This window comes from Gluconacetobacter dulcium, from assembly GCF_014174165.1.
Lineage (GTDB): Bacteria > Pseudomonadota > Alphaproteobacteria > Acetobacterales > Acetobacteraceae > Gluconacetobacter > Gluconacetobacter dulcium.
This window is the reverse complement of sequence record NZ_JABEQN010000010.1, coordinates 35,533-60,665: the sequence shown is the minus strand read 5'-3', so window position 1 is coordinate 60,665 and position 25,133 is coordinate 35,533. Positions and strand designations below refer to the sequence as shown.

General features: G+C 67.2%; 20 protein-coding genes. 13 read left to right on the top strand and 7 right to left on the bottom strand.

Annotated elements, in window-relative coordinates; genetic code table 11:
* Window positions 1–40 precede the first annotated feature (40 nt).
* A complete protein-coding gene (locus HLH25_RS09730; protein WP_182973868.1) occupies window positions 41–403 on the bottom strand; it encodes an ArsR/SmtB family transcription factor in 363 nt (120 codons plus the stop codon).
* Window positions 404–491: 88 nt separating this feature from the next.
* On the opposite strand from HLH25_RS09730, the gene HLH25_RS09725 reads away from it, so the two are divergent.
* From HLH25_RS09725 to HLH25_RS09710, 3 genes are all read left to right on the top strand, one after another.
* The gene (locus HLH25_RS09725) at window positions 492–1,586 is read left to right on the top strand and encodes an NADH:flavin oxidoreductase/NADH oxidase (protein ID WP_182973867.1); all 1,095 of its coding nucleotides are present in this window, start codon (window positions 492–494) and stop codon (window positions 1,584–1,586) included.
* Window positions 1,587–1,900: 314 nt separating this feature from the next.
* Window positions 1,901–2,341: a PadR family transcriptional regulator gene (locus tag HLH25_RS09715; RefSeq protein ID WP_246401891.1), complete on the top strand. Its 441-nt coding sequence runs from the start codon at window positions 1,901–1,903 to the stop codon at window positions 2,339–2,341.
* 19 nt (window positions 2,342–2,360) lie between these two features.
* Window positions 2,361–3,146 (top strand): siderophore-interacting protein, encoded by a 786-nt coding sequence (locus tag HLH25_RS09710; protein ID WP_182973865.1) that lies wholly within the window; start codon window positions 2,361–2,363, stop codon window positions 3,144–3,146.
* A gap of 62 nt (window positions 3,147–3,208) precedes the next feature.
* Here HLH25_RS09710 and HLH25_RS09705 read toward each other — a convergent pair whose 3' ends face one another.
* Both HLH25_RS09705 and HLH25_RS09700 read right to left on the bottom strand, forming a co-directional pair.
* Window positions 3,209–4,330, bottom strand: coding sequence for an L-dopachrome tautomerase-related protein (locus tag HLH25_RS09705; RefSeq protein WP_375288971.1), 1,122 nt, complete (start codon window positions 4,328–4,330; stop codon window positions 3,209–3,211).
* Between the two features lie 185 nt (window positions 4,331–4,515).
* Window positions 4,516–6,768, bottom strand: a complete 2,253-nt coding sequence (locus tag HLH25_RS09700; protein ID WP_182973863.1) for a primosomal protein N' — start codon at window positions 6,766–6,768, stop codon at window positions 4,516–4,518.
* Between the two features lie 69 nt (window positions 6,769–6,837).
* Between HLH25_RS09700 and HLH25_RS09695 the strand changes: the two genes are divergently transcribed.
* Genes HLH25_RS09695 through HLH25_RS09685 form a run of 3 tightly spaced genes read left to right on the top strand, consistent with a single transcriptional unit; the run spans window position 6,838 to window position 9,780 of the window.
* Complete coding sequence (locus HLH25_RS09695) at window positions 6,838–7,845, top strand: tyrosine recombinase XerC (RefSeq protein WP_182973931.1); 1,008 nt, start codon at window positions 6,838–6,840, stop codon at window positions 7,843–7,845.
* Window positions 7,842–8,804 (top strand): prolyl aminopeptidase, encoded by a 963-nt coding sequence (gene pip, locus HLH25_RS09690; protein WP_182973862.1) that lies wholly within the window; start codon window positions 7,842–7,844, stop codon window positions 8,802–8,804. Before HLH25_RS09695 ends, pip begins: the two co-directional genes overlap by 4 nt.
* Complete coding sequence (locus HLH25_RS09685; protein ID WP_246401889.1) at window positions 8,788–9,780, top strand: pepsin/retropepsin-like aspartic protease family protein; 993 nt, start codon at window positions 8,788–8,790, stop codon at window positions 9,778–9,780. The genes pip and HLH25_RS09685 overlap by 17 nt, the downstream gene beginning before the upstream one ends.
* Before the next feature lie 43 nt (window positions 9,781–9,823).
* Here the strand turns inward: HLH25_RS09685 and HLH25_RS09680 are convergent, their stop codons facing one another.
* The 3 genes from HLH25_RS09680 to HLH25_RS09670 all read right to left on the bottom strand — a co-directional run bounded on the left by HLH25_RS09680 (window position 9,824) and on the right by HLH25_RS09670 (window position 12,225).
* Window positions 9,824–10,330 (bottom strand): hypothetical protein, encoded by a 507-nt coding sequence (locus HLH25_RS09680; protein WP_182973860.1) that lies wholly within the window; start codon window positions 10,328–10,330, stop codon window positions 9,824–9,826.
* A 174-nt stretch (window positions 10,331–10,504) separates the two neighbouring features.
* Window positions 10,505–11,863 carry an ammonium transporter gene (locus HLH25_RS09675; protein ID WP_182973930.1) on the bottom strand — a complete coding sequence of 453 codons (1,359 nt, stop codon included), beginning with the start codon at window positions 11,861–11,863 and terminating at the stop codon, window positions 10,505–10,507.
* A gap of 23 nt (window positions 11,864–11,886) precedes the next feature.
* The gene (locus tag HLH25_RS09670; RefSeq protein ID WP_114727956.1) at window positions 11,887–12,225 is read right to left on the bottom strand and encodes a P-II family nitrogen regulator; all 339 of its coding nucleotides are present in this window, start codon (window positions 12,223–12,225) and stop codon (window positions 11,887–11,889) included.
* 247 nt (window positions 12,226–12,472) lie between these two features.
* On the opposite strand from HLH25_RS09670, the gene HLH25_RS09665 reads away from it, so the two are divergent.
* Window positions 12,473–13,708, top strand: coding sequence for a UbiH/UbiF/VisC/COQ6 family ubiquinone biosynthesis hydroxylase (locus HLH25_RS09665; protein ID WP_182973859.1), 1,236 nt, complete (start codon window positions 12,473–12,475; stop codon window positions 13,706–13,708).
* 176 nt (window positions 13,709–13,884) lie between these two features.
* Window positions 13,885–14,652 (top strand): serine O-acetyltransferase, encoded by a 768-nt coding sequence (cysE, locus tag HLH25_RS09660; protein ID WP_246401926.1) that lies wholly within the window; start codon window positions 13,885–13,887, stop codon window positions 14,650–14,652.
* A gap of 162 nt (window positions 14,653–14,814) precedes the next feature.
* Here cysE and HLH25_RS20650 read toward each other — a convergent pair whose 3' ends face one another.
* A complete protein-coding gene (locus HLH25_RS20650; RefSeq protein WP_182973857.1) occupies window positions 14,815–15,282 on the bottom strand; it encodes an Lrp/AsnC family transcriptional regulator in 468 nt (155 codons plus the stop codon).
* Window positions 15,283–15,473: 191 nt separating this feature from the next.
* On the opposite strand from HLH25_RS20650, the gene HLH25_RS09650 reads away from it, so the two are divergent.
* The 5 genes from HLH25_RS09650 to HLH25_RS09630 all read left to right on the top strand — a co-directional run bounded on the left by HLH25_RS09650 (window position 15,474) and on the right by HLH25_RS09630 (window position 25,095).
* Window positions 15,474–17,852, top strand: a complete 2,379-nt coding sequence (locus HLH25_RS09650; protein ID WP_246401887.1) for a TonB-dependent receptor — start codon at window positions 15,474–15,476, stop codon at window positions 17,850–17,852.
* A 325-nt stretch (window positions 17,853–18,177) separates the two neighbouring features.
* The gene (locus HLH25_RS09645) at window positions 18,178–19,515 is read left to right on the top strand and encodes an amidohydrolase family protein (RefSeq protein ID WP_182973928.1); all 1,338 of its coding nucleotides are present in this window, start codon (window positions 18,178–18,180) and stop codon (window positions 19,513–19,515) included.
* Between the two features lie 57 nt (window positions 19,516–19,572).
* Window positions 19,573–20,811, top strand: coding sequence for a TIGR03862 family flavoprotein (locus HLH25_RS09640; protein ID WP_182973856.1), 1,239 nt, complete (start codon window positions 19,573–19,575; stop codon window positions 20,809–20,811).
* On the top strand, window positions 20,808–22,301 hold the full coding sequence (locus HLH25_RS09635; RefSeq protein WP_182973855.1) for an ATP-binding protein: 1,494 nt from the start codon (window positions 20,808–20,810) through the stop codon (window positions 22,299–22,301). The genes HLH25_RS09640 and HLH25_RS09635 overlap by 4 nt, the downstream gene beginning before the upstream one ends.
* A gap of 391 nt (window positions 22,302–22,692) precedes the next feature.
* Complete coding sequence (locus HLH25_RS09630; protein WP_246401885.1) at window positions 22,693–25,095, top strand: TonB-dependent receptor; 2,403 nt, start codon at window positions 22,693–22,695, stop codon at window positions 25,093–25,095.
* Window positions 25,096–25,133 lie beyond the last annotated feature (38 nt).

Here is a 25,133-nt window from a genome sequence, read left to right as displayed (position 1 = left end):
GAGCCGCCATGCCGAGCGGTGGCAGCCAATGGCGCCGCTTTCAGGCGGGCGTGAGCGGGCGTGCGGATGCTTCCGTGGTGGTGGCGTGCCCGATTTCACCCAGGACCGCCGCCATCAGGCCGGGGAAGCGTCGGTCCAGCATTTCGCGGCGCAGGCTGTTCATATGCTCCACGCCATGGCTGGCCGTATGCAGCACGCCGGAGGCGCGCAGGATGCGGAAATGATGCGACATGCTCGATTTCGGCCGGCCGAAGCTCAGGTCGCCGCAATTCATGGGCACGGCGCTGGCGGCCAGGGTCCGGACGATGCGCAGGCGATAGGGATCGGACAGCGCATGGAAGATCGCTTCCAGCGACACGGTCTCTTCATCCGGATGAGCATAGCCGCATTCAACTCTTGCCATGGTGCTCACTCTACCCGACATGTCGTTTGTTCGATAAAAGTAGAACAAATCCCTCCCGGACGGGAGGGGCGAGGAAGAGGAAGACCGGATGACTCATCTCTTTACCCCCTACACGCTGGGCGACGTGACCTTGCGCAACCGGATCGCCGTTTCGCCCATGTGCCAGTATATGGCCGAGGACGGCATGGTAAACGACTGGCACCATGTGCATCTGGGCACGCTGGCGCGCGGCGGCGCCGGGCTGGTGGTGGTGGAGGCGGCCGCCGTCTCGCCCGAAGGCCGGATCACGCCCGCCGATGTGGGGATCTGGCGCGACGACCAGGCCGAGGCCCTGGCGCCGATCGCTCGTGCCATCACCGAGGCCGGATCGGTACCGGGCATCCAGATCGCCCATGCCGGCCGCAAGGCCAGCGCCAACCGGCCGTGGGAAGGCGATGACCATCTTCCGGAATCCGATCCGCGCGCCTGGCCGACGATCGCGCCTTCGGCATTGGCGTTCGGCGACAATCTGCCGCGCCAGCCACGAGAGATGACGATCGCGGACATCGAACGGGTGCGGCAGGATTTCGTGTCGGCCACCATCCGCGCGCGCGATGCCGGGTTCAAATGGCTGATGCTGCATTTCGCGCATGGATATCTGGCGCAGAGCTTCTTTTCTCCATTCGCCAATCAACGGACGGATGCCTATGGCGGTTCCGCCGAAAACCGGGCGCGCTTCCTGGTCGAGACCCTGCGCGCCGTGCGCGCGGTGTGGCCGGAGAACCTGCCGCTGTCGATCCGGCTGGGCGTGGTCGAATTCGCCGGCGATGACGAGGCGATGTTCGCCGAGGCGCTGGCCATGCTCCGGGTCATGAAACAGGAGGGCCTGGGCTTCGTCGATGTGTCGATCGGCTTCAATACGCCGACGGCGCAGATTCCGTGGGGGCCGGGTTTCCTGGGGGCGATCGCGGGGCAGGTCCGGCGCGAGACCGGTCTGCCGACCGCCACAAGCTGGAACGCCGCCAGCGCGCCGCAGCTTGCCGATGCGATGGTGCGTCAGGACGAGGTCGATCTGGTCATGGTCGGGCGTCCGCTGCTGGCCGATCCGCACTGGCCCTATGCGGCGGCCAAGGCGCTGGGCCGTCAGGACGCCGCCTGGGTGCTGCCGCCGCCGTACGCCCATTGGCTGGCCCGTTACCGCTAACAACGCGAGACCCTGAAAATCAGCGTGCTTTCAGCACGTTGATGCGGAAACGCGGGTGCCTGACGCAACCTGTCGCGGTTGAGGCAGGCACCAGCGGCCGGATGAGGGAAAATACATCCCGATATATCTTGACGTTCCGATATATCTGGATGCATATCGGAATCATGAAATACAGAAACAGACATGACGGCGGTTGCGATCGCCGCTTCTTTTCCGCTGAGGGTTTTTCCGCGTTCTTGGGGCGGGGCCGGCATCACGGCCGGGGCGGCGGTGGCCGCCACGGGGGCCGCAACCGGCTGCTGGATTACGGCGAAATGCGCCTGCTGGTCCTCAGCCTGATCGCCGACAAGCCGACCTATGGCTACGAGCTGATCCGCACCATCGAGGAACGGTTCGGCGGCAGCTACACGCCGAGCCCCGGCGTGATCTACCCGACGCTCACCTGGTTGGATGAAGCGGGCTATGCGCGCCTGGCCGAGGAAGACGGTCGCAAGAGCTACCACATCACCCCGGAAGGCGAGGCGTTCCTGGCCGCGAACCGTGCGGGGCTCGATGAAATTCTCGCTCGCTCGGCCGCCGCCGGCACGGAATGTGGCGGTGGACGCCGGAACATCCCCATGCCGGTGATGCGCGCCATGGAAAACCTGAAGACGGCGCTGCGTCTGCGCTTGCGCAATGGCGGACTGGACCAGGCGGCGGAACAGAAGATCGCCGACCTGCTCGACACCGTTGCCCGTGAAATCGGGCAGGCGTGAAGGCATGGGAGAGCGGCAGATGACCGAAAGCGAATCCCTTCACGGTCGCGGGGATGGTCCCGTGATTCAGCGGGTGCGGCATGAACTGAAGCGGCGCGATCTGGACGTTGCGGCTGTGGAGCGCCTGACCCCGCACATGATCCGGGTAACGCTGACCGGCGCCGACCTCGACGGCTTCGTCAGCGCGTCGCCTGACGACCACATCAAGATTTTCGTACCCGACCTCAATGGCGAAATGACGCGACGGGATTATACGCCGCGCCGCTACGACCCGCGGGCCGGGACCCTGATCCTGGATTTCGTGAACCACGATGGCGGTCCCGCCGCCGCCTGGGCGCGGGCGGCCAGGGTCGGAGACAGGCTGGAAATCGCCGGTCCGCGCGGGTCGCAGGTCATCGCCGGCCCGGTGGATGAATGGCTTCTGATCGGCGACGAAACGGCGCTTCCCGCCATCGGCCGACGGGTCGAGGAACTTTCGGCCCATGACCGGGTCACGACGGTGGTGGCCGTGCCGGGCGCCGATGACGAGCAGGCGTTCACGACACCCGCGCGGCATGACGCGCATTGGGTCCATCGGCCCATGGAGGCGGCGGATCAGGCGGGAGGCATCCTCGACGTGCTGGCCGGGATCGAAATCCCGGCCAGCACCTTCGTCTGGGTCGGGGCCGAGGCCAGCGTGGCGAAGGCGGTGCGCCGCTATCTGCTGGAAGAGCGCGCAATCGCCCCGGCATGGCTCAAGGCATCGGGTTATTGGCTCAAGGGAACGGCCGATGCATCGGTGAAGGATGTGGGCGAGGGCGCCTGACCCCAGGCGTTCGCGCGCCAGCCGTGATCAGGCTGTTTTCGGCGGCTTTTCCCTTTGGCTGTTCAGCGCTGATCTTCGCGGATAGGCGGCGTGATCGGTGCGCGGATCAGCAGATAGGGCGGCTGGCGCAGATCCTTGCCGCCGTTGAAGCCCGGCAGACGGTTCCACTGCCCCAGCGTGCAATAGACATGGTCGGCCGTGACGAAGATTCCGTCCGGCCAGACGATGCGCGGGTCGCGCGCCACAACCTCGATCCTGCCGTCTTCCGGCAGCCAGCGCATGATGGAATCATGCTCGCTGGCCGTCAGGTAAATCCTGCCCTGGGCGTCGGTTGCTATGCCGTCGGTCATGACCTTCTCGCCGTGATCGGTGACGCCGGCGGCAAGCTGTTCCTCGGTCGCGTCGAAATTCGACAGCAGCGCGGTCGGAATGCTGTAGAGGCGGCGGCTGGTCAGCGGTGAGTAATAAAGCCGCGTGCTATCCGGGCTGAGGGTGATGCTGTCCACCCCGCCGATCGGAAAGGTCGGGTTCCTGGGGTCGTAGCGCAACGGGCGCCCATCCAGCACCGTCAGGAACCCTTTCTCGGCCTGGGTCGATGGATGATCGGCCAGCACGCGCCGCTGGCGGCCGGTCGCGATATCGACCACGACCAACGCTGGCGAGGTGCCGAAGGAGGAATCCGCGACATACGCCGTGCCCAGCGCGCCGTGCGTCAAATCGACGCGCAGATCGTTCATATGGCTGTCGGGCCGCATGGCCGGCGCCTTCAGCACGATACTGGCAATCAGCCTGTCGGTTGCCGGGTCTATGCCGATCACCTTCGCCGCCCCTGGCGCAATGGGCTGGCCGACGATCTTGCCATCGTCGATCGCCCACAGTCGCCCCTTGCTGTCGGTCGTCATGCCGTGGATCGAGACCAGCCGGTGGTCCGGGCTGGCTGAGGATGGCAGGCTGAGGGCCTTGTCGGGATAGGGCACCAGGACATCGCCCTTCAGTTCGGCGAGCGTGGCCTTGCGGTGGTTCTCGGCATGGCGTGGAAAACCGACGAAGATGCGGTTATCCGGCGTGACGGCAATGCCCGAGGGACCGGGGCCATAGAATTCGGCAACGACTTCCAGCGAACCGGTGGGAACCGCGTCGCCCGACACCGTGCCGGCGCGTGACACGCCGGCCAGAGCGGGCAGAAGGGTCGCACCGGCGGCGGCGGTGAAGAGGTCGCGACGATTCAATGGTCATTTCTCCCTTGGACGCGTTCAGGGCGGCGTGTGCCACGATTGGTCTCTACCCGTCATAAGGTCATGCGCCCGCCGCGCCGAATGAAATGGTTTTTAGATCGGTCCAGTGTTTGCAACCCTGTCCTGCGCAGGCGTCAAAGAAACGAAACAGGATCGATATCGACGTCGATCCGCGCGCCGCGTTCCGGCGCTACCCGTTCCAGCCATTGTCGCACGATCGGTTGCAGCGCGATTTCGCGCCGGGCGCGCAGGAGCAGCCGCCTTCGGTGGCGGCCGCGCAGGATGGCCAGCGGTGCCGGCGCCGGGCCGAGAACCTGCAAGCCGTCGCCGCGCGGCGCGCCGGCGCCCAGGGCGCGGGCGGTCGCATCGGCGGCTTCCGGCGTGTCGGCGCTGACGATCAGGGCCGCCAGACGGCCGAACGGGGGCCAGAAGCCGGGGCGGCGCTGCTCGGCTTCCTGCCGCATGAAACTGGCGAAATCGCCCGAGACCAGGGCCTGCATCACCGGGTGCTCGGTGCAATAGCTTTGCAGCAACACGGTGCCGGGCGCCTCGGCGCGGCCGGCGCGGCCCGCGACCTGATGCAGCAATTGCACCGTGCGTTCCGCCGCGCGCAGGTCGCCGCCGCCAAGCCCGAGATCGGCATCGACCACACCGACCAGTGTGAGATGCGGAAAATGCCAGCCCTTGGCGACGATCTGCGTGCCGATTACCAGATCGACCTCGCGCCGGGCGATCTGCGCCACCGCGTCGGCGGTCGCGGCCGGGCCGGGCAGCGTGTCGCTGGCCATCACCAGCAGGCGGGCATCGGGGAAGGTGGCGCGCGCTTCCTCGGTGATGCGCTCCACGCCGGGGCCGATCGGGGTCAGGCTGGCTTCGGCATGGCAGGACGGGCAGGTGGGCGGCGTGGGCTCCTGATAGCCGCAATGGTGGCAGGTGATGACGCGGCGCGCCCGATGTTCCACCAGCCAGGCGGTGCAGTTGGGGCATTGCAGGCGATGGCCGCAGGTGCGGCACAGCGTCAGCGGCGCATAGCCGCGACGGTTGAGGAACAGCATTGCCTGTTCGCCGCGCGCCATCGTCGCCTGCATCGCCTCGGTCAGCACGGGGGAGAGAAACAGTCCGCGCTCGGGCGGGTGGGCGCGCATGTCGATGGTGCGCACCTCGGGCATCGTCGCCCCGCCATGGCGAGCGGTCAGCGCCAGATGGCGGTAGCGGCCGGCACCGACATTGGCCAGCGTCTCCAGGCTGGGCGTGGCGGAGACCAGCAGGATCGGCGCGCGGTCCAGTCGCGCCCGCACCACCGCCATGTCGCGCGCGTGGTAGGTCACGCCGTCTTCCTGCTTGAAGGCGCTTTCATGCTCCTCATCGACGATGATCAGCCCAAGTTCCGCAAAGGGCAGGAACAGCGCCGAACGCGCGCCCACCACCACCCGCGCCGTCCCTTCGGCCACCGCGTGCCAGGTCACGCGGCGCAGGCGCGGGCTCAGGTCGGAATGCCACAGCGCGGGCTCGGCGCCGAAACGCCGGGTGAAGCGGCCGGTCCATTGTGCCGACAGCGCGATTTCCGGCAGCAGTACCAGCACCTGCCGTCCGCGTTCCAGGCAGGCGGCGATGGCTTCCATATAGATCTCGGTCTTGCCCGAGCCCGTGACGCCCTCCAGCAGCGTGACGGAAAACCCGCCCGCTCCGGCGAGGTCGCGCAGGCTCTGTGCCGCCTCCTGCTGGCCGTCCCCCAGGGTCGGCGGGCAATGGGCGGGGTCGGGCGCGGCAAACGGTGGCGCGGGCTTCAGCACCACGGCCCGCAGCGCGCCGGCATCGGCCAGGCCGCGCACGACGCTGGTGCCCACACCCGCGCGCCGGGCCAGTTCGGCGCCGGGCAGGGGGCCGTCGCTGGCGACAATCTCCAGCACCCGGCGGCGGGCGGGGGTCTCGCGCAGGTCGGGCGGCGGTTCGGCGACGGCCCAGCCCGTGGTCGGGGTGACGGGCGCGGTGGCGGCGGTGCGCAGCGCCATGGCCAGCACCATGCCGGGGGGGGAGAGCGTATAGGCCGCCACCCAGTCGACGAAGCGGCGCAGAGCACCGGGCAGGGGCGGCTGGTCCAGCCGGCTGATCACCGGTTTCAGCCGTCCGTCCGCCACGGCTTTCATCGGCGGGGGCGTGAATTCCGGCGGCAGGGCAGGGGTCTGGTCCCACACCACGCCGGTTTCGGTCCGGCGGCCCAGCGGTACGCTGACGATGTCGCCCGGTTGCAGGTCGGTCAGCGCGGGGGGCACGGCGTAGTCGAACGGGCCGGGAAAGGGCAGCGGCAACAGCACCGCGACGCGCGGCCGGCCGGCGCTTTCCGGCTTTCGCGCGGGGGGGCGTTTGTCTAGACTCGCATGGACCATGAGGTTTTCTATCGCCCCAGCCGCCCGCTGTCTTGTCCGGCAATCGTCGCCTGCCGCGCGGCGGCCCTGATGACCGGTGCCGAACTGCGCGATGCGTTCCTGGACTGGATGCGCGACGAAAAACGGGCGGCGACGCTGACGCTCACCGCCTATCGGGGCGATCTGGACCGGTTTCTGGCATTTGTCGGCACCCATGTGGGTGGCACGGTGGACCTTGCGGTGTTGGACCGGCTGTCGCTGGCCGACCTGCGCGCCTGGCTGGCGTCGGAACATGCCGGGGCGCAGAAGGCGGCGGCCGGCCGTCACACCGGCGGAGCGGATCGCGCGGCGCGGACCCGTGCCCGGCGGGTTTCGGCCATGCGTTCCTTCTACCGGTATCTGGCGCGGTATCATGGCGTGACCAACCCGGCGCCGGGCCTGCTGGCGGCCCCGCGTTTCCGCGCCTCGCTGCCGCGCCCGCTGACGACGGACCAGGCGCTGGAGGTGCCCGACGGGCTGGGCGCCATCGCCGCCAGCCCGCTGGCCGAGCAGCGCGACCGGACGCTGTTCCTGCTGCTTTATGGCTGCGGCCTGCGCATTTCCGAAGCGCTGGGGCTGGATATCCGCGATCTCGACCGGGCGCTGTCGGCGGGCGGCACGCTGCTGATCCGTGGCAAGGGGGGGCGGGAACGGCTGGTGCCGATGGTGCCGGTCGTCGTGCGTGCCCTCACGGACTGGCGGGCCAGGCACCCGGCGCCGCTGCCGGACGCGCCGTTGTTCCCCGGTGTGCGCGGCGGCCGGTTGCAGCCGGCGGTGGCGCAGCGCGCCATGCGGGTGTGGCGCGACATGGCGGGCCTGCCCGACCATGCGACGCCCCATGCGTTGCGGCATTCCTTCGCCACGCATCTGATGGAGGGCGGCGCGGACCTGCGCGTGATCCAGGATCTGCTGGGTCATGTCAGCCTGTCGACGACCCAGCGCTATACTCTGGCGGACGAAGCGCGGCTGATGCAGGTTTGGGCCGGCGCTCATCCGCGCGCCGCCGGGCACGGCCCGTCCCATGACGCGGAAACAACAACGGGGAAGAACGACCCATGACCATCGCCGCCGAGCGCATGCCGTATCCACCGATCGAACCCTATCGCACCGGCATTCTGGACACGGGCGACGGGCACCGTGTCTATTGGGAACTGTGCGGCAATCCGGACGGGATTCCCGTGGTGTTTCTGCATGGCGGCCCCGGCGGCGGCTGCACCCCGGCGCATCGCCGCCTGTTCGATCCGGCCCGCTATCGCATCCTGCTGTTCGACCAGCGCGGCTGCGGTCGCTCAACGCCCCATGCCGGGCTGGACAACAACACGACCTGGCATCTGGTCGCGGATATCGAGCGCCTGCGCGTGCTGACGGGCGCGGAACGCTGGCTGGTGTTCGGTGGCTCGTGGGGGTCGACGCTGTCCCTGGCTTATGCCGAGACGCACCCCGAGCGGGTGACGGGGCTGATCCTGCGCGGGATCTTCACCCTGCGGCGCGCCGAATTGCTCTGGTATTATCAGGAGGGCGCATCCTGGTTGTTCCCCGACAAATGGGAGCGGTTCCAGGCGCCGATTCCGGAGGCGGAGCGCGGTGACATGATGGCGGCCTATCGCCGCCGCCTGACCGACCCCGACCGGGCGGTGCGCGTCGAGGCCGCCGTGGCCTGGAGCGTGTGGGAGGGCGAGACGCTGACCCTGCGCCCGGCACCGGCGCTCTCGGCCCAGCACGCCGACGAAGAGTATGCGCTGGCCTTCTCGCGGATCGAGAACCATTATTTCGTCCATGGCGGCTGGCTGGAAGAAGGGCAACTGATCCGCGATGTGGAGCGGATACGGCATATTCCGTCCGTGATCGTGCAGGGCCGTTATGACGCCGCCACCCCGATGCGGACGGCATGGGACCTGCATCGTGCCTGGCCCGAAGCCGATTTCCGTCTGGTGGACGATGCCGGCCATGCCGTTTCGGAACCGGGCATCCAGACCGCGCTGCTGGACGCTACCGACCGTTTTGCCGCCGGAGGCTGACCGCGCGCGTCGGCCGCGCTGGCTGGCGGCGGCGCTGTTGTGCCTGCTGCCGGCCCCCGTGCTGGCTCAGGATGGGGCGCCGACTCAGGACGGGGCGCCCGTGCCCTGTGCCGTCACTCGTATCGCACGGGTGCCGCTGCGTGATGACGGCGGCTATCTGTCGGTGCCGGTTTCGATCGCCGGGCGGGCGGCGCAAGGGGCGTACAGCCTCGTGGTCGATACCGGGGCCGAAGGTGGCCTGATCAGTGGTCGGGTGGCCGAGGCATTGGGGCTGTTGATCGATTCCGGGCGGCGCACCGTGCTGTACGGCACCGGCGGCGCCGGGGGGATGGTGCCCAATGTCCTGATCGCCGATCTGCGCCTGACCACGGAAGACGGGCAGGGCCTCGATCTCGGCCCGCTCTCTACGCCGGTTGGCGACCTGCCGGGGCAGCCGATGATCACGCCGCCGGTTGCAGGGCTGTTGGGTGGCGACGTGCTGTCGCATTTCGATCTGGAATTCGATGTCGCGGGGGGCTGGCTGTCGCTGTGGCGCATGCGGGGCGATGACGGCGCGTGCCATGCCGCGCCGGCCTGGCATGGAGCCTATGACACCGTGCCGCTGGTGCGCGACGGCCATCGCGTGGCGGTCGGGGTGGAACTGGACGGACAGGCGCTGACCGCCCTCGTGGATAGCGGCGCGCGCTCGCGCATTCTCTCGACGGACGCGGCGGCACGGGTGGGGGTGTCGGAGGATCGTCTCGCGGTCGATCCGGGTGGCGAGACCAGCGGCGTCGATGGCCGGACGAAATGGTATCACTGGCATCGTTTCGCCAGCCTGCGGGTAGGGAACGAGGTGGAGCACGCACCGGTGCTGACGGTCGCGCCGTTGCGGGACAGGGTGGACATGCTGCTGGGGGCGGACTGGTTCGCCCGGCATAATGTCTGGATATCCTATGCCGGTAACCGGATGTTCGTGCGGCCGGCCCGGCGGTAGTGGGTTGCGACGGGGCCGGGCGCCCCGTCGCAACCGGCCGGCATCAGCCCTTCAGGTGGGCGTTGCAGACGCTGTAATAGCCGCCGCCCTTCTGGATCCATTTCAGGCCGCCATTGGCGTTGGTCGCCTTGTTGGCCTTGTACTGGTCCAGGCAGGTGTGCATGCGGGCCTTGCCCGCGCTCTCGCTGGCATATTGCGCCGAGACCGCGTTGGGCAGCACCGCGCTGCCGGCGGCAGCGGCGGCCGGCGCGGCAGCCGCAACAGGAGCGGCAGGGGCAGCCGGGGCGGCAGGAGTCGCCGCGGTTGCAGGAGCCGCCGGCGTGGCGGGTGTCGCGGGGGCAGCGGCAGCGGCCTCGGGCGTCGCGCACTGCGCCGCCTTGAACTCCTTGTAGGTCTGGCCCTTGACGGTACCGGCTTTCCGTTCGGCGTTGAATTTCTGGTAGCACGCCTGCGCCGCGCTGACGGCGTGGGCCTGGGGGGCGAGCAGGGGCGCCGCGGGCGCGGCAAGAAGCAGGGCAACGGCAATCCGGCCACGAAGCGCAATAGCCATGGAAGTGCGATCCTTTCCGTTCAGAACGAGCCGGCGGGCATCATGCCGCGACGGGCCATCGGGTCTGCATCCTGTTTCATAACATCATGATCCGAATACGGAAAGAAAAAGGCCGGACCGGGGCAATGCCCGGTCCGGCCTGTTCTGGTCGGCGGAAGAAGAGATGGCGACCGATCAGATATTGATGCGCTCCCCATGCTGGGTCATGTCCAGCCCTTCCTGTTCGTCGTCACGGCTGACGCGCAGGCCGATGGCGGCGTCGATGATCTTCAGCAGCACGAACGACACCACCGCGCACCAGACGATGGTAACGGCCACCGCTTCGGCCTGAACGCCGAGCTGCTTCAGCGAGCCGCTGATGCCGGCGGGGTTGGCATCGGTGGCCGAGAGCGGACCATAGGCGAAAACGCCCGTCAGCAGCGCACCGACGATGCCGCCGATGCCATGCACGCCAAAGGCATCCAGGCTGTCGTCATAGCCCAGCATGTGCTTCAGCGAGGTGGCGGTCCAGAAGCAGATCACCCCGGCCAGCAGGCCGATGATCAGCGCGCTGCCCGGCAGGACGTAACCGGCCGCAGGCGTAATGGCGACCAGCCCGCCCACGGCGCCGGAGATGATGCCCAGCACGGTCGGCTTGCCGGTGCGCGCCCATTCGGCCACCATCCAGCCCACGCCGGCGGCGGCGGCGGCGATCTGCGTCGTGGCCATGGCCATGCCGGCGCGCCCGTTGGCCCCCAGGGCCGAACCGGCATTGAAGCCGAACCAGCCCACCCACAGCAGCGACGCGCCGATGACGGCGTAGGTCAGGTTGAAGGGCGACAGGTCGTCCTGGCCGTAGCCGACGCGCTTGCCCAGCACCAGCGCGGTGACCAGGCCGGCGACGCCGGCATTGATATGCACCACCGTGCCGCCCGCGAAGTCGATGGCGCCCAGCCCGGCGACCCAGCCCAGCGGGCTCCATACCCAGTGGGCGACCGGCGCATAGACCAGCAGCGACCACAGGACGGTGAAGGCACACAGCGCGCTGAACTTCATGCGTTCGGCGAAGGCACCCGTGATCAGCGCCGGGGTGATGATGGCGAACGTCATCTGGAACATCATGTAGATGCTCTCGGGGATCGTCATCGTCGTGGCGTTGGGGGTGCCCGCGCCCAGCGTGAAGCCGATATCGGCGCCCTTGGCGATATGCGCGCCGATGCCGTTCAGCATGAAGCGCGACAGGTCGCCGATATAGGGCGTGCCGTTGCCGAAGGTCAGGCTGTAGCCGGCCACCATCCACACCACGGTGACGATGCAGCAGATCGCGAACGACTGCATCAGCGTCGCCAGCACGTTCTTGCGGCGGACCATGCCGGCATAGAACAGCGCCAGGCCCGGGATCGTCATCATCAGCACCAGGGCGGTGCTGACCAGCATCCACGCCGTATCGCCGGTGTCGATCGGAGGCGCCGCATCGGCGGCGGATGCCGGAGTGGAGAAGCCGGCCAGGGAAACAGCCGCCACCGCCGCGACGGCGGCCGGCAGGCGGGGCATCGCGCGACAGGCGCTCGGAATGGTCACAGCGCGTCTTCTCCCATTTCCCGCGTGCGGATGCGGATGACGCTGTCCAGACTGGAGACGAAGATCTTGCCGTCGCCGATCTTGCCGGTGTGGGCGGACTGAAGGATCACGTCCACCACCTGGTCCACGATGTCGTCGGAGACCGCGATCTCGATCTTCACCTTGGGCAGGAAGCTGACGTGATATTCCGCGCCGCGATAGATTTCGGTCTGTCCCTTCTGGCGGCCGAATCCCTTCACTTCCGAGACGGTCAGGCCCTGGATGCCCAGGGGCGTCAGGGATTCGCGAACGTCGTCGAGCTTGAAGGGCTTGATGATGGCTGTGACAAGCTTCATCGCGCCACGTCTCCTTGGTTCATTGTTGTAGTCCGTTTTTCCTGATGCGGAATGATGATCCAAATCGCGATTAGGGCAATACAAAAACCGTGCCAAGTACGCGCATGGTTGACGGAGCGCGGTGTCTGGTGTGCCTTGCGCCATTGGTGTGCGGCATGATGTGCCTTAATTATGGGCGCGCGCACCGGAACGGATCATTCTCGCCGCAGGGCCATCGGGCCGGAACGGCTATTGCAGGACCACACTCATGACCGCAGGCACGATGTCCCACCCCCAGACCGGCACCGGGCAGGACGATGTGGATGTCTGCATCGTGGGGGCAGGGCCGGTCGGCGCCACGCTGGCCTGCCGCCTGGCGGTGGCGGGCCTGCGCGTGGCCATCGTCGATCGCGCGGCGCTGCCGCCGATGGAAGACCCGGCCTTCGACGGCCGCGCGTATGCCATCGCCGCCGGCCCGCGTCGTCTGCTGGAGGATGCCGGGGTGTGGGGCCTGCTGCCGCTCCTGGCCTGCCCGATCGAGGAAATCCGCGTCTCCGACGGCCGACCCGGCGAGAAGCCTTCGCCCCTGTTCCTGGAATTCGGGCGGCAGGATGCCGAGCAGCCCTTCGGCTGGATGATCGAGGCCCGCGCGCTGCGCGTGGCGCTGAACCGCGCACTCCATGCCCATGACCTGCTCACGGTACTGGCGCCGGACGAGGCGACGATAACCCGCACTGCCGAAGGCGCGCGGGTGCGGATGCAATCGGGCCGCACCTTCGGTGCCCGGCTGATCGTGGCGGCCGAGGGGCGGCGCTCCGCGCTGCGCGATCAGGCGCGGATCGGCATCACCCGGCTGCCCTATCATCAGAGCGGCATCGTCTGCGCCGTGGCGCACGAGCATCCGCATAACAACCGTGCGCTGGAACATTTCCTGCCTGCCGGACCGTTCGCGCAACTGCCGATGGCCGCGACGCCCGAGCATCCGAACCTCTCCGCCATCGTCTGGTCGGAAAGCGACGCGCTGGCGCGGCGCATGGCGGCCTTGCCGCACGATGCCTTCGCGCACGAGATCCAGCGTCGCATGGGCGACTGGCTGGGCCGGGTCACTCCGGTCGGGCGGCGCTGGGTCTACCCGCTGTCGGCGCAATATGCGCAGCGCTATTTCGACACGCGGATGGTGCTGGTGGGCGATGCCGCGCACGGCATCCATCCCATCGCCGGGCAGGGGCTCAATCTGGGCTTTCGCGACGTGGCGGCGCTCTCCGACGTACTGATCGCCGCCCATGCGCGGGGCGAGGATTTGGGCGCACCGTCCCTGCTGCGCCAGTATCAGGCACGCTGTCGCCCCGCCAACATGCTGATGCTGGCCGCGACCGACATGCTGGAGCGACTGTTCGGCAACGACAATCCCGTGCTGCGCCGCGCACGGGACCTCGGGCTGGCCGGTGTGCATCGCATGCCCGCGCTGCGGCGTGCCTTCGTCCGCCACGCGATGGGCCTGTAGCGCGTCGCGTCGCAAGGCCGCCTCTGGTCAACGGGGCGGCGCCCTCCCATATCGTTCCTTCCGCTGACAGGACCGGTTTCATGCCTGATATTTCCCCGACTTCGCTGGCCGCGGCCCGCGGCACCCGCGCCGTTGCGGAGCCGACACTGGTTTCCATCGACCAGGAACGGCTGTGGATGGATATCGCGGCGGGCTGCGAAGGCTGTGACGATCCGCTGGTGCGCGGCCTGCTGGCCACCGGCATCCGCAACCACGCCACCTTCGCCAACGGACTGGCCGCGCTGATCGGGCGCAAGCTGGGCGACCGCTCGGTGGCCGATGACGCGCTGTCGGAACTGGTGACCGAGGCGTTCGCCGCCGATCCGCAGATCGTCGCCGCCGCCGCCGCCGACCTGGTGGCGATCCGCGAGCGCGATCCGGCGACGGCGAACTACGCGACGCCGTTCCTGTTCTTCAAGGGCTATCACGCGGTGCAGTGCTATCGCGTGGCCCACTGGCTGTGGAACAACGGCCGGCGTTACCTGGCCCTGCATCTGCAAAGCCGCACATCGGAACTGTTCGCCGTCGATATCCACCCGGCGGCGCGGCTGGGCCGGCGCATCCTGTTCGATCACGGCACCGGAATCGTGATCGGCGAGACCTCGGTGCTGGAAGACGACGTGTCGCTGCTCCAGGGCGTGACGCTGGGCGGCACCGGCAAGAATGTCGGCGACCGCCACCCCAAGGTGCGGCGCGGCGTGCTGATCGGCGCCGGCGCCAAGGTGCTGGGCAATATCGAACTGGGTGAGGGGGCGAAGGTCGGCGCCGGGTCGATCGTGCTGGAATCCGTGCCGCCCTTCACCACCGTCGTCGGCAACCCGGCGCGGCCGGTCGGCACCCGCCACAGCGCCCTGCCGGCCTTCACGATGGACCAGATGCTCCCGCCGATCGACTACATGATCTGACCGGATGATCTGACCGGATGATCTGACCGGCCCTGGCCGGACCCGCGCGGGGCCGTTCTGTCACGCGGCGTCTCCACCCGCTGGGGCGATGCGATTCCATGCCCGCTTTCGCTCTGGCGTCAGCGGGCGGGACCTGCCGATGCGCCGGTGGGCAAACGCGGGTCAGAAATGCAGGTAGGTCCGCTGGACGACCTCCTTCATGGAAAAGAACGTCCTGGTCATCCGGATACCCGGCAGCGAGACCAGCCAGTCGCCATAGATCGCGTTGAACTCGTCGATCGACGACGCCCGGATCGTGACCAGATAATCGAATTCACCCGACACGAGGTGACACGAGATCACCAGCGGATGGTCGCGGATCGCGGCCTCGAATTCTGCGAAGGCCAGCTTGTTCAGCCGGTCCAGGCAGACCCCCATGACGATGACGGCGCTGCGTCCGACCGAGGCCGGGCAGATATCGGCCCTGAAGCCGGTGATGATGCCGTCCTCTGTCAGGCGCTGCACGCGCCGGAAACAGGTCGCCGTACTGGTCGCGGCCTGACGCGCCAGATCCGTAATCGATATGCGCCCGTCGACGCTCAGAACACGCAGGATTCGCTTGTCGATTTCGTCTATGTCAAACTGTTTCACTTTTCAGTGATCCGGCCAAAAATGAAAGAATCGTTCATTTTTATCGCTAACATGACGGCATCCTCATTCGTTTCGTATCAAGAATGAACGCACTGATCATAACGGATTGGATATATTTTTCCCTCCCATTTCGAGGGTCTGATATGCAAAAAAAATATGACTCTGACGTGCAAGCGACGGTTTCCATCCGGATGGACAGAGATCCACGTCCCTTTTACCGCCGTCGCCGGCTGATGCTGGCGACGGCTCTGGGGGCCATGGCTCTGGCGCCCATGGCTCATCCGGATGCCCACGCGCAGGCCAGCCGGCCCAAGCCCGCGCCCGCCGGGCAGACGCCTGCGCGGCATGCGGCGGCCAGGCCCGCGGCGCGCCACGCGCAGGCCGCGGAACCCCGCTCGGCCGAGGCGCTGTCGGTCGTGGGGTCGCACGAGACGTCTCACGGCATGGAGCAGACCATCACGCGCAAGACGCTCAACCGCTTCGTGGCAGGGACCAGCCCGCTCCAGGTCCTCGGGGCGACGACGCCGGGCGTCAGCTTCGCCACGGCGGACGCGCTGGGCCTCGATACCTATGCCAATTCGCTGTATATCCGTGGCTATAACCAGAGCCAGTTGGGCGTCACCCTGGACGGGATTCCACTGGGTGACCAGGGTTTCATCAACACGAACGGCCTGGATATCAACGAGGCTGTGACGCCCGACAACATCGCGCGGATCGACATGTCCCAGGGCGGCGGCGCGCTCGATGTCGCATCGACCGCCAATCTCGGCGGCGCGCTGCAATATTATACGCTGGACCCGCGCGACACGCTGGGGGCCGATGTCTCGCAGACCTTCGGCAGCAACAGCACCTATCGCACGTTCGGCCGCTTCCACAGCGGTGTGCTGAACCAGACCGGCACGAAATTCATGGCGTCCTACGCGCGCACCGACGCGCAGAAATGGAAGGGCCATGGCAACCAGTACGAGCAGCAGGCGAATTTCAAGTTCGTCCAGCCTCTGGGCGATCGCGGGCAGTTGACGGGATTTTTCGACTATTCCCAGTTCAATCAATATAATTACGGGAATATCAGCCTGGAGATCAAACGCAAGCTTGGGTCGAGGACGGATTATTTCTATCCGGACTACAAGGGCGCCTACCTGGCCGCGCAGGGCATCTTTCCCGCCGGATGGGACCAGGTGTCCAGCCCCACCGACATCGCGTATTACGATGCGGCGCAGGACCAGCGGAATTATCTGACCGGGCTGAACGGGAAATACGACCTGACATCACGCCTGCGGCTGAAGAGCGTGCTGTATGCACAGGTCTCCGGCGGAGACTACGAATTCACCAATCCGTACGTGTCGTCGCCCAACGGCGCGCCGATGATCCAGCAGGCCGACCATCAATGGTTCCGCCGTGTCGGCGGTACGCTGGCGCTGCAATACCGGCTGGGCCATCACGACCTGGAATCCGGCGTCTGGTACGAAAACAACGATTTCACCTACGCGCAGCGGCTATACAGCCAGCCCCTTCTGGGCGAGGGCACGCCGCGCAAGGGCACCGGACCCTACAAGGATTCGTTCGCCACACGCTATGGCGTGCAGATGAACACGAATGCCTTCCAGTACTATCTTCAGGATGCCTGGCACATCCTGCCCACCCTGCGCCTGCATGCGGGGTTCAAGTCGCTGCTGGTCACGACGGCGGGTGGCGCGTTCGAAAACAACGAGACCTATACCGGGCAGAGCATGCTACCCAGCGGCAGCCTGACGACGGCGGGCGCCTTCCTGCCCCATGTCAGCCTGAACTGGACGTTCCTGCAACATCATGAACTGTTCTTCGACGTCTCGCGCAATATGCGCGCCTATTCCTATGGCGGGTGGAACTCGCCTGTTGCCTGGGGCGTCGACAACCAGGCCATTTTCTCGCAGTTGCGCAAGACGCTGAAGCCCGAAAGCACCTGGAACTACCTGATCGGCTACCGTTACAACAGCAGATATGTCGATGGCGTGCTGAACCTGTATCATTCGGATTATTCCAACCGCCTGGCGCCGATCACCAGCGGCACGCTGGTCAATGCCAACCAGACCTTCCTGAATGTCGGGTCGATGGCGATGTGGGGCGTCGATGCCGGGGTCACGGTCCGCCCCCTGCCGCACCTCGAAATCTTCAACAGCATCAGCTACAATCATTCGACCTACGGTCAGGGTATCTATAATGCCGGGACGTATTACGACCTCAAAGGCAAGATGGAGGTCAATTACCCGTCCGTCATGTATAAATCGAACGTAGCCTATACCTACGGGGACGCAACGCTGAACTTCAACGTCTATTACATGGGGCGACGCTACCTGTCCTACATGAACGACACGTCGGTCGACCCGTACTGGAACGCCAACCTGACGGCATCGTACGATTTCAAGCATATCCCGCACGTCGCGGGCCTGAATTTCTCCCTTGGTATCTACAACCTGTTCAATCAGGAATATATCAGCGCGATCGGCGCCAATCCGATTTCGGGCGACCGGCAGTCGATGTTCGCCGGCGCGCCGCGCCAGTTCTTCGGAACGATACGCGCCCGCTTCTGATGCGCAAGGGGACCGCGCGCCGGCTCGCCGCCGGCGCGCACCCCGACGACCCGCTACCGCCGCGCGCGCTGCGCCTGCCGCGCAAAAAAAAATGAGGGGGCGTGCATCGCCTTCCGGCCGCGTATCGTTGATGGACGGCCGGTCTGGACATCCTGACCATCCCACTTAACAGTGGGGGCCGGAGATACCGGGGCAGGAAGGGCAGGGGACCGACATGAAGAGCGCAACACGCATCGACGGGAAACGCATCCGGTTCCGTGCGGTCCCCATCCGATCATTCTCCCTCTGGGCGATCCCCTTCGGCGTGGCCCTGTCGCTGGGGGCCATGCTGACGGGCGCATCGGGCGCGCGGGCGGCGCAGCCGGTGCTGCTGGAACATGCCACGATCATCGACGGCACCGGCCGGGCGCCGCTCGCCGACGGCGCATTGCTGATCCGCGATGGCCGGATCGCGGCGGTGGGGGCCGCCGGCACGGTTGCGGAACCGGGTGCGAAGGTCGTGGACCTGACCGGCCGGACGATCGTGCCGGGCCTGATTTCCGATCACAGCCATACCGGGCTGGTGAAGGGCACGACGGACGACGGTGCCAATTACACGCGCGAGAATATCCTGGCGCAGTTGAAGCAGTACGAACGCTATGGCGTGCTGACCGTGGTCTCGCTGGGCCTCAACAAATCGCCGCTGTTCGACCAGTTGCGGCAGGAACAACATGCCGGGCGCAATCCGGGGGCGGACCTGTTCGGGGTCGATCAGGGCATCGGCGCGCCGGATGGCGTGCCGCCGCAGGGCATGTTCCATCTGGGGGCGGACCAGGTCTATCGCCCGACCAGCGTGGCCGAGGCTCAGGCCGCCGTCGATCGCATGGCCGACGAGGGTACGGATCTGGTGAAGATCTGGGTGGATGATTTCCGCAATGGCGTGCCGGGGGCCAAGGGCTATCCCAAGATCGACCCCGTGATCTACGGCGCGGTGATCGAACGCGCGCATGCGCGCGGGATTCGCGTCGCGGCCCATATCCACGACCTGGCCGACGCCAAGGCGCTGGTCACCGCCGGGGCCGACATCATCGCCCACGGGGTGCGCGACCTGCCGGTCGATACCGACTTCATCATGCTGATGGAGCAGAAGGGGGCGTGGTACATCCCCACCCTGGACCTGGACGAGGCGAACTACATCTTCGCCGAACATCCCGAATGGCTGGATGACCCCTTCCTGTCGGCCGGCCTGGACCCCGCCCTGCGAGCGCAGTTCGCCGACCCGGCCTGGCGGGCGAAGATCCTGGCGGCCCCCCTGACGGCAGCGGCGAAGAAGGCGCTGGCGCTCAACGAGCGCAATCTGGTCACGCTCTACCGGTCGGGCATCCATATCGGCTTCGGCACCGATTCCGGCGCCTCGCCCACCCGTATCCCCGGTTTTGCCGAACATCGCGAACTCAAGCTGATGGTGGCGGCGGGCCTGACGCCCATGGAGGCGCTGGCGGTCGCGACCGGCAATGCGGCGGCCCTGATGCATCTGGACGACCGGGGCATCCTGCTGCCGGGCCGCTGGGCCGACCTAGTGGTGGTCTCGGGCGATCCGGCGGCGGACATTACCGCAGTCGACAGGATCGAGCAGGTCTGGCATCGCGGTGCGCGGACCGAAGGGCCGTTGGTCCCCCGCTGATCCCGGCCGTCCGCGCGCGCCGGCCCGGCGGGTAGTGTGCGAGGGAGCAGGAACAGCATGGCCCATATCGTGGTGATCGGCGGCGGGCCGGCCGGTCTGGCCGCCGCCGAGGCCCTGGCTGCCGGCGGATGCGCCGTGACGGTGGTGGAACGCATGCCGACCATCGGCCGCAAGCTGCTGATGGCCGGCCGGGGCGGGCTGAACCTGACCCATTCCGAATCGCTGGAGCGTTTCCTGACCCGCTACGGTGTCGCACGCCCGTGGCTGGAGCCCGCCTTGCGGGCCTTTTCCCCCGACGATTTGCGCGATTGGGCGGCTGGGCTGGGCCAGCCCTGTTTCGTCGGCAGCAGCGGGCGGGTGTTCCCCCAGGCGATGAAGGCGTCACCGCTACTGCGGGCCTGGGGCGCGCGACTGGCGGAGCAGGGGGTGACGATCCTGACCCGCCACGCTTGGACCGGCTGGGACGGGCCGGGACGGGTGCGTGTGGTCTCGCCGCAGGGCGAGCGCGTACTGGCTGCCGACGCGGTCGTGCTGGCGCTGGGCGGGGCAAGCTGGGCCCGCCTGGGTTCCGATGGTGCATGGACCGGCCTGCTGGCCGGCGAGGGCGTGGAACTGGCACCGTTCCGCCCCGCCAATTGCGGCTTCCGCACCGACTGGAGCGACACCTTGCGCGCGCGTTTCGCCGGCACGCCGCTGCGCGGCATCGCGTTGACGCCCGAGAGCGGCGGCCCCACCGTGCGCGGTGAGGCGGTGGTGACGGCGCGGGGGCTGGAAGGCGGGGCGGTCTACGCCCTCTCGGCCTTGCTGCGCGACCGGATCGCCGCCGAGGGGCAGGCGCGCCTGATGGTCGATCTGCGTCCCGACATGACCGAGGCCGCGCTGGCCGAACGTCTGGCCCGGGTCCGGGGGCGCGAGAGCCTGTCGAACACGCTGCGCAAGGCGTTGCGCCTGCCACCGGTCGCAGTGGCGTTGCTGCGCGAGGGGCCGGATGCACCGCCGCGCGACGCGCCGTCGCTGGCGCGGCTGATCAAGGCGGTGCCGGTCACGCTGACGGCACCCGATTCGCTGGACCGGGCGATCTCGGTGGCCGGTGGCGTCAGGGCGGATGCGGTGGATGCGCGCTTCATGCTGCGGGCGCTGCCGGGCGTGTTCGTGGCGGGCGAGATGCTGGATTGGGAAGCACCGACGGGCGGTTATCTGTTGCAAGCCTGCTTCGCGACCGGCCGCGCGGCAGCCCATGGCGTGCTCGACTGGTTGCAGGAGGGGGGCAAGGAACGGTATCCGTCCTGCCCATGACGGTTTCGATCACGATTGGGGATATACGGGGCGGCGGCCCGGCGGTCATGGACCTGGCGGAACTGCTGTCCACCCGCCTGCTGGTGCAGGGCAATTCGGGGTCGGGCAAATCCCACCTGCTGCGGCGCCTGCTGGAGCAGTCGGCAACGCTGGTGCAGCAGGCGATCATCGACCCCGAAGGCGATTTCGTCAGTCTGGCGGAACGGTTCGGCCATCTGGTGATCGACGGCTCGGCCCATACCGAGGCCGAGTTGCAGGCGGCCGGCGAGCGCATGCGCGTGCATCGCGCCTCGGTGGTGCTGAACCTGGAAGGCGCGGATGCCGAGGTGCAGATGCGCCGTGCGGCCGCCTTCCTGGGCGGCATGTTCGAGGTCGGGCGCGAATATTGGTACCCCGTCCTGGTGGTGGTGGACGAGGCGCAGCTTTTCGCCCCCGCCGCCGCCGGCGAGGTGACGGACGAGGCCCGGCGCGCCTCGCTGGGCGCCATGACCAACCTGATGTGCCGTGGCCGCAAGCGCGGCCTGGCGGGGGTGATCGCCACCCAGCGTCTGGCCAAGCTGGCCAAGAACGTGGCCGCCGAGGCGTCCAACTTCCTGATGGGGCGCACGTTCCTCGATATCGACATGATGCGCGCCGCCGACCTGCTGGGCATGGAGCGCCGCCAGGCCGAGAGCTTCCGCGATCTGGAACGGGGCTATTTCGTGGCACTCGGCCCGGCGCTCTATCGCCGCCCGGTGCCGGTGCGCATCGGCGACGTGGAGACCGAAAGCCGGTCCGCCGGGCCGACGCTGCTGCCCATGGGGCCGGCCGCGCCGCCCGAGGATATTCGCGACCTGATCCTGGCGAAACTGCCGGACCGCGAGAGCCTGCCCCGTCCGGCCCGCCCGACCGCCCCGCCACCGCCCGATATTCTGGCGCAACTCGCGGCCCACGCGGCCTCGGCGGCGGTAGAGGCCGAGATGGAAGCGCCGGTCGTGGAAACTCCGGCCGACAAGGCGGAGCAGAAGCGCCGCTTTCTCACCATCCTGACCGAAATCCTGCGTGACGAGGACGCGGGCTTCCGGCCGCCGCCGGTGCTGTATCAGGATTTCCTGGTCCGCTGCCGGATCGAAGGCATGGGGCGCGAGGCGCTGGACATGCCGCGCTTCCGCCGCCTGCTGGCCACCGCGCGGGCGGGCGTGGATGCCGAGACCGCCGAATCCGACCGCTGGATGCAGGCCGAGCGCATCGCCGCCCCGCTGCCGGACGATGTGCGCGGCATCTTCCTGCTGATCGCCCGCGCCGCGATGGAGGGCCAGCCCTGCCCGTCGGATGCGGCGGTGGCGCGGGTTTATGGCACGCACTCGCTCGGCCGTGCCCGCCGGCAACTGACCTATCTGGAAGAACAGAACGTCATCGTCCTGCGCATGGACGGCTTGGGGCGGCGCAGCGCGGCCGTGATCGGGCCGGGATGGGAAACCGCGCCGTCCGATCCCAGCGACGGAGCATAGCGCCCCCGTCGTCCTCGGAGCCCCTGTGGGCATGCGATTCGGCACGCGTTCCCGCGCATGGGGCTTGCGGCCACCAGGGCCGTTCTCGCTCGCCGGCGCGTATCGCAAGCCGGTCAATGACAAAGACCGTCACACGCCGACGCGCCTGTCGCCGCGTATGCGCCTTTTCCTCACCGGAATCCCGTTGGCCGGATTTTTCTCACGAAGTGGAAAAGTATATGGAATATCAGGTATTTTTTTCTGAATATCCATCATGGGTGCCGATGTCGATGGCGTGATCCGGGTCCGTAACGGCCGCCCCGCGATATTATTCTGTCACATTTAAATTGCGAATAATTCTCATTATTGATAATGGTTCCGCGTTCACTGTATCGAAATGAAACGGGGTGCCATGAGCCGCTTTATCAGTCGTTGCCTTCAACCTTTGCCCGTCATGACCGGACTGGCCCTTGCGGCCTCGGCCGCTCAGGCCGCGACGCCCGATCCGACGACCGATCCGCACCGGGCGCACGAACGGCTCGACGGCCAGCGGCCCACACGCGACGCGCGGCCGGACGGCACGGCGAAGCATGCCGACGCGGACAAGGTCCTGGCCGATGGCGGCCACGCGCCGGAGACGGTGACGGTCGTCGGCCACGGCTTCAACACGCTGCACGAGCCCACCGGCCTGTCGCGGATGCCGCAGGATGTGCTGCACACGCCGCAGCAGATCAACGTCGTGCCGCAGGCCCTGATGAAGCAGCAGAACGTCAAGTCGCTGGACGAGGCATTGCGCAACGTGCCGGGCGTCACGTCCTCCATCGGCGAGGGCGCCGGCGGCATGAATGGCGACCAGTTCCTGATTCGGGGCTTCCAGGCGCAGAACGACATCTACGAAGACGGCCTGCGCGATTTCGGTGTTTATAGCCGCGACGCCTTCAATCTGGAGACGGTTTCCGTCATCAAGGGGCCGTCGTCCGAGGTGTTCGGCAACGGCACCACCGGCGGCGCCATCAACATGAAGACCAAGACGGCGGGCCTGACCGACCGTTACGCCGCCGAGTTCAGCGGCGGTTCGGGCTCCTATTATCGGGGCACGCTCGATTTCAACAAGCGGCTGGACAGCAGCACCGCCCTGCGCATCACCGGCATGGGCAGCGAAAACAATATCGTCGGCCGCGACTTTCTCTATTCCCATCGCTGGGGCATCGCCCCGTCGATCGCCTTCGGGCTGGGCCGGCGCACGACGCTGATCCTGCAATATATGCACCAGCAGGAAAACTCGATCCCCGATTTCGGCGTGCCGGTCGTCAAAAAGCCGGGTGCGGCTTTCGGTGCGCCGATTACCGAATACGGCATTCGCCGTACCAATTTCTATGGTACGAACAACGACCAGAATGCCACCAACGACAATATGGAGACCGCGCGCTTCTCCTTCAGGCTGAACAAGCACATCACCTTTTATGACGATCTGCGCGGCGGCGAATATTACCGCACCTTCGCGGCGTCGAAGGCGACATGCGACAAGACCTGCGTCAATAATTACTTCCTGGGCAACCCCAACGCCGCCCTCGTCGCGCGATCCGGCCCGGTCGGCGCCGGCAACGGCGTGGGGCCGGGCACCTACATGGCGCCGCTGCCCTACCAGCAGACAAGCTGGTCGGTGCAGAATGTCGGCTCCATGGTCGCCGATTTCGACACCGGTTTCCTGAAACACCAGATCGTGGCCGGCTTCGATATCGAGCGCGTCAACGACGTGCGCTCGCAATCGACCTATCTGAAGGCGAAGCCCTACGCCAATCTGGTCAACCCCAATCCGTATGTCGGCAATCTCGACCTCGTGCCGGGCGAGGCCAATCCGGGCGGCCTGGTCACGCTGGGCAGCCTGGGCGCCAAGCCGCACAGCAACGGCTACGGATTCGATACCGGCCTGTTCTTCTTCGATCAGATCTGGATCACGAAGTGGCTGTCGGTCAAAGGCGGCTTCCGCTGGGATCGCTGGCAGACCAGCTACAATCTGACCGGGGGCAACGTCGCCAAGTTTCCCGATGTCCACTTCCACAATGTCAGCAGCGTCTTCAACCCGAATGTCAGCCTGGTGCTGACACCCGACGAGCACCAGACCTATTATTTCACCTGGGCCAACTCGACGACGCCGATGGGCATGTATGTCACCAACGGCTCGGTGCCGATCCGTCCGGGCACCAATTCCTACGCCAGCCCGGAAAAGGCCAATCTGTACGAAGTCGGCGCGAAATACAGCGCCTTCCATGACCGGATCGGCTTCACGGCGTCTCTGTTCCGGCTGGAAAAGGGCAATGCGCTGAACGCTGACCCGGTCACGGGCGAAATCCTCGGAAGCTCCGATCGCCAGCGCAACCAGGGGCTGGAACTGTCTGTCGGCGGCATGATCATGCGTGGATGGAACGTCAGTGCTACCTACGCCCTCTATGACAGCGATACGACCAGTTCCGCCACGGCAGCCAATCGCGGCCGGCAGGTGCAATATGTGCCGCATAATCAGGCGACGCTGTGGTCGGTCTACGAGGCGTTCCCGAGCAAACCCTACAATATCGCCTTCGGCGGCGGCCTGACCTGGCGCCAGCATGTCTGGCTGGATGCGGCCAATACGATGCGCGCACCGGCCAACCTGGATTTCGATGCCGTCCTCTCGCATCATTTCAACGACCACTGGAAGATCGCGATGAACGGTTACAATCTGGCCAACAGGCTGAACTACCAGAGCCTGTTCTCAAACCGCGCCACGCCCTCCGCCGGCCGGACCTTCATGGGGCAGCTCAGCTTCACCTACTAAGGCCATGCGCGCGGGCCGGATCGCCAATCCGGCCCGTG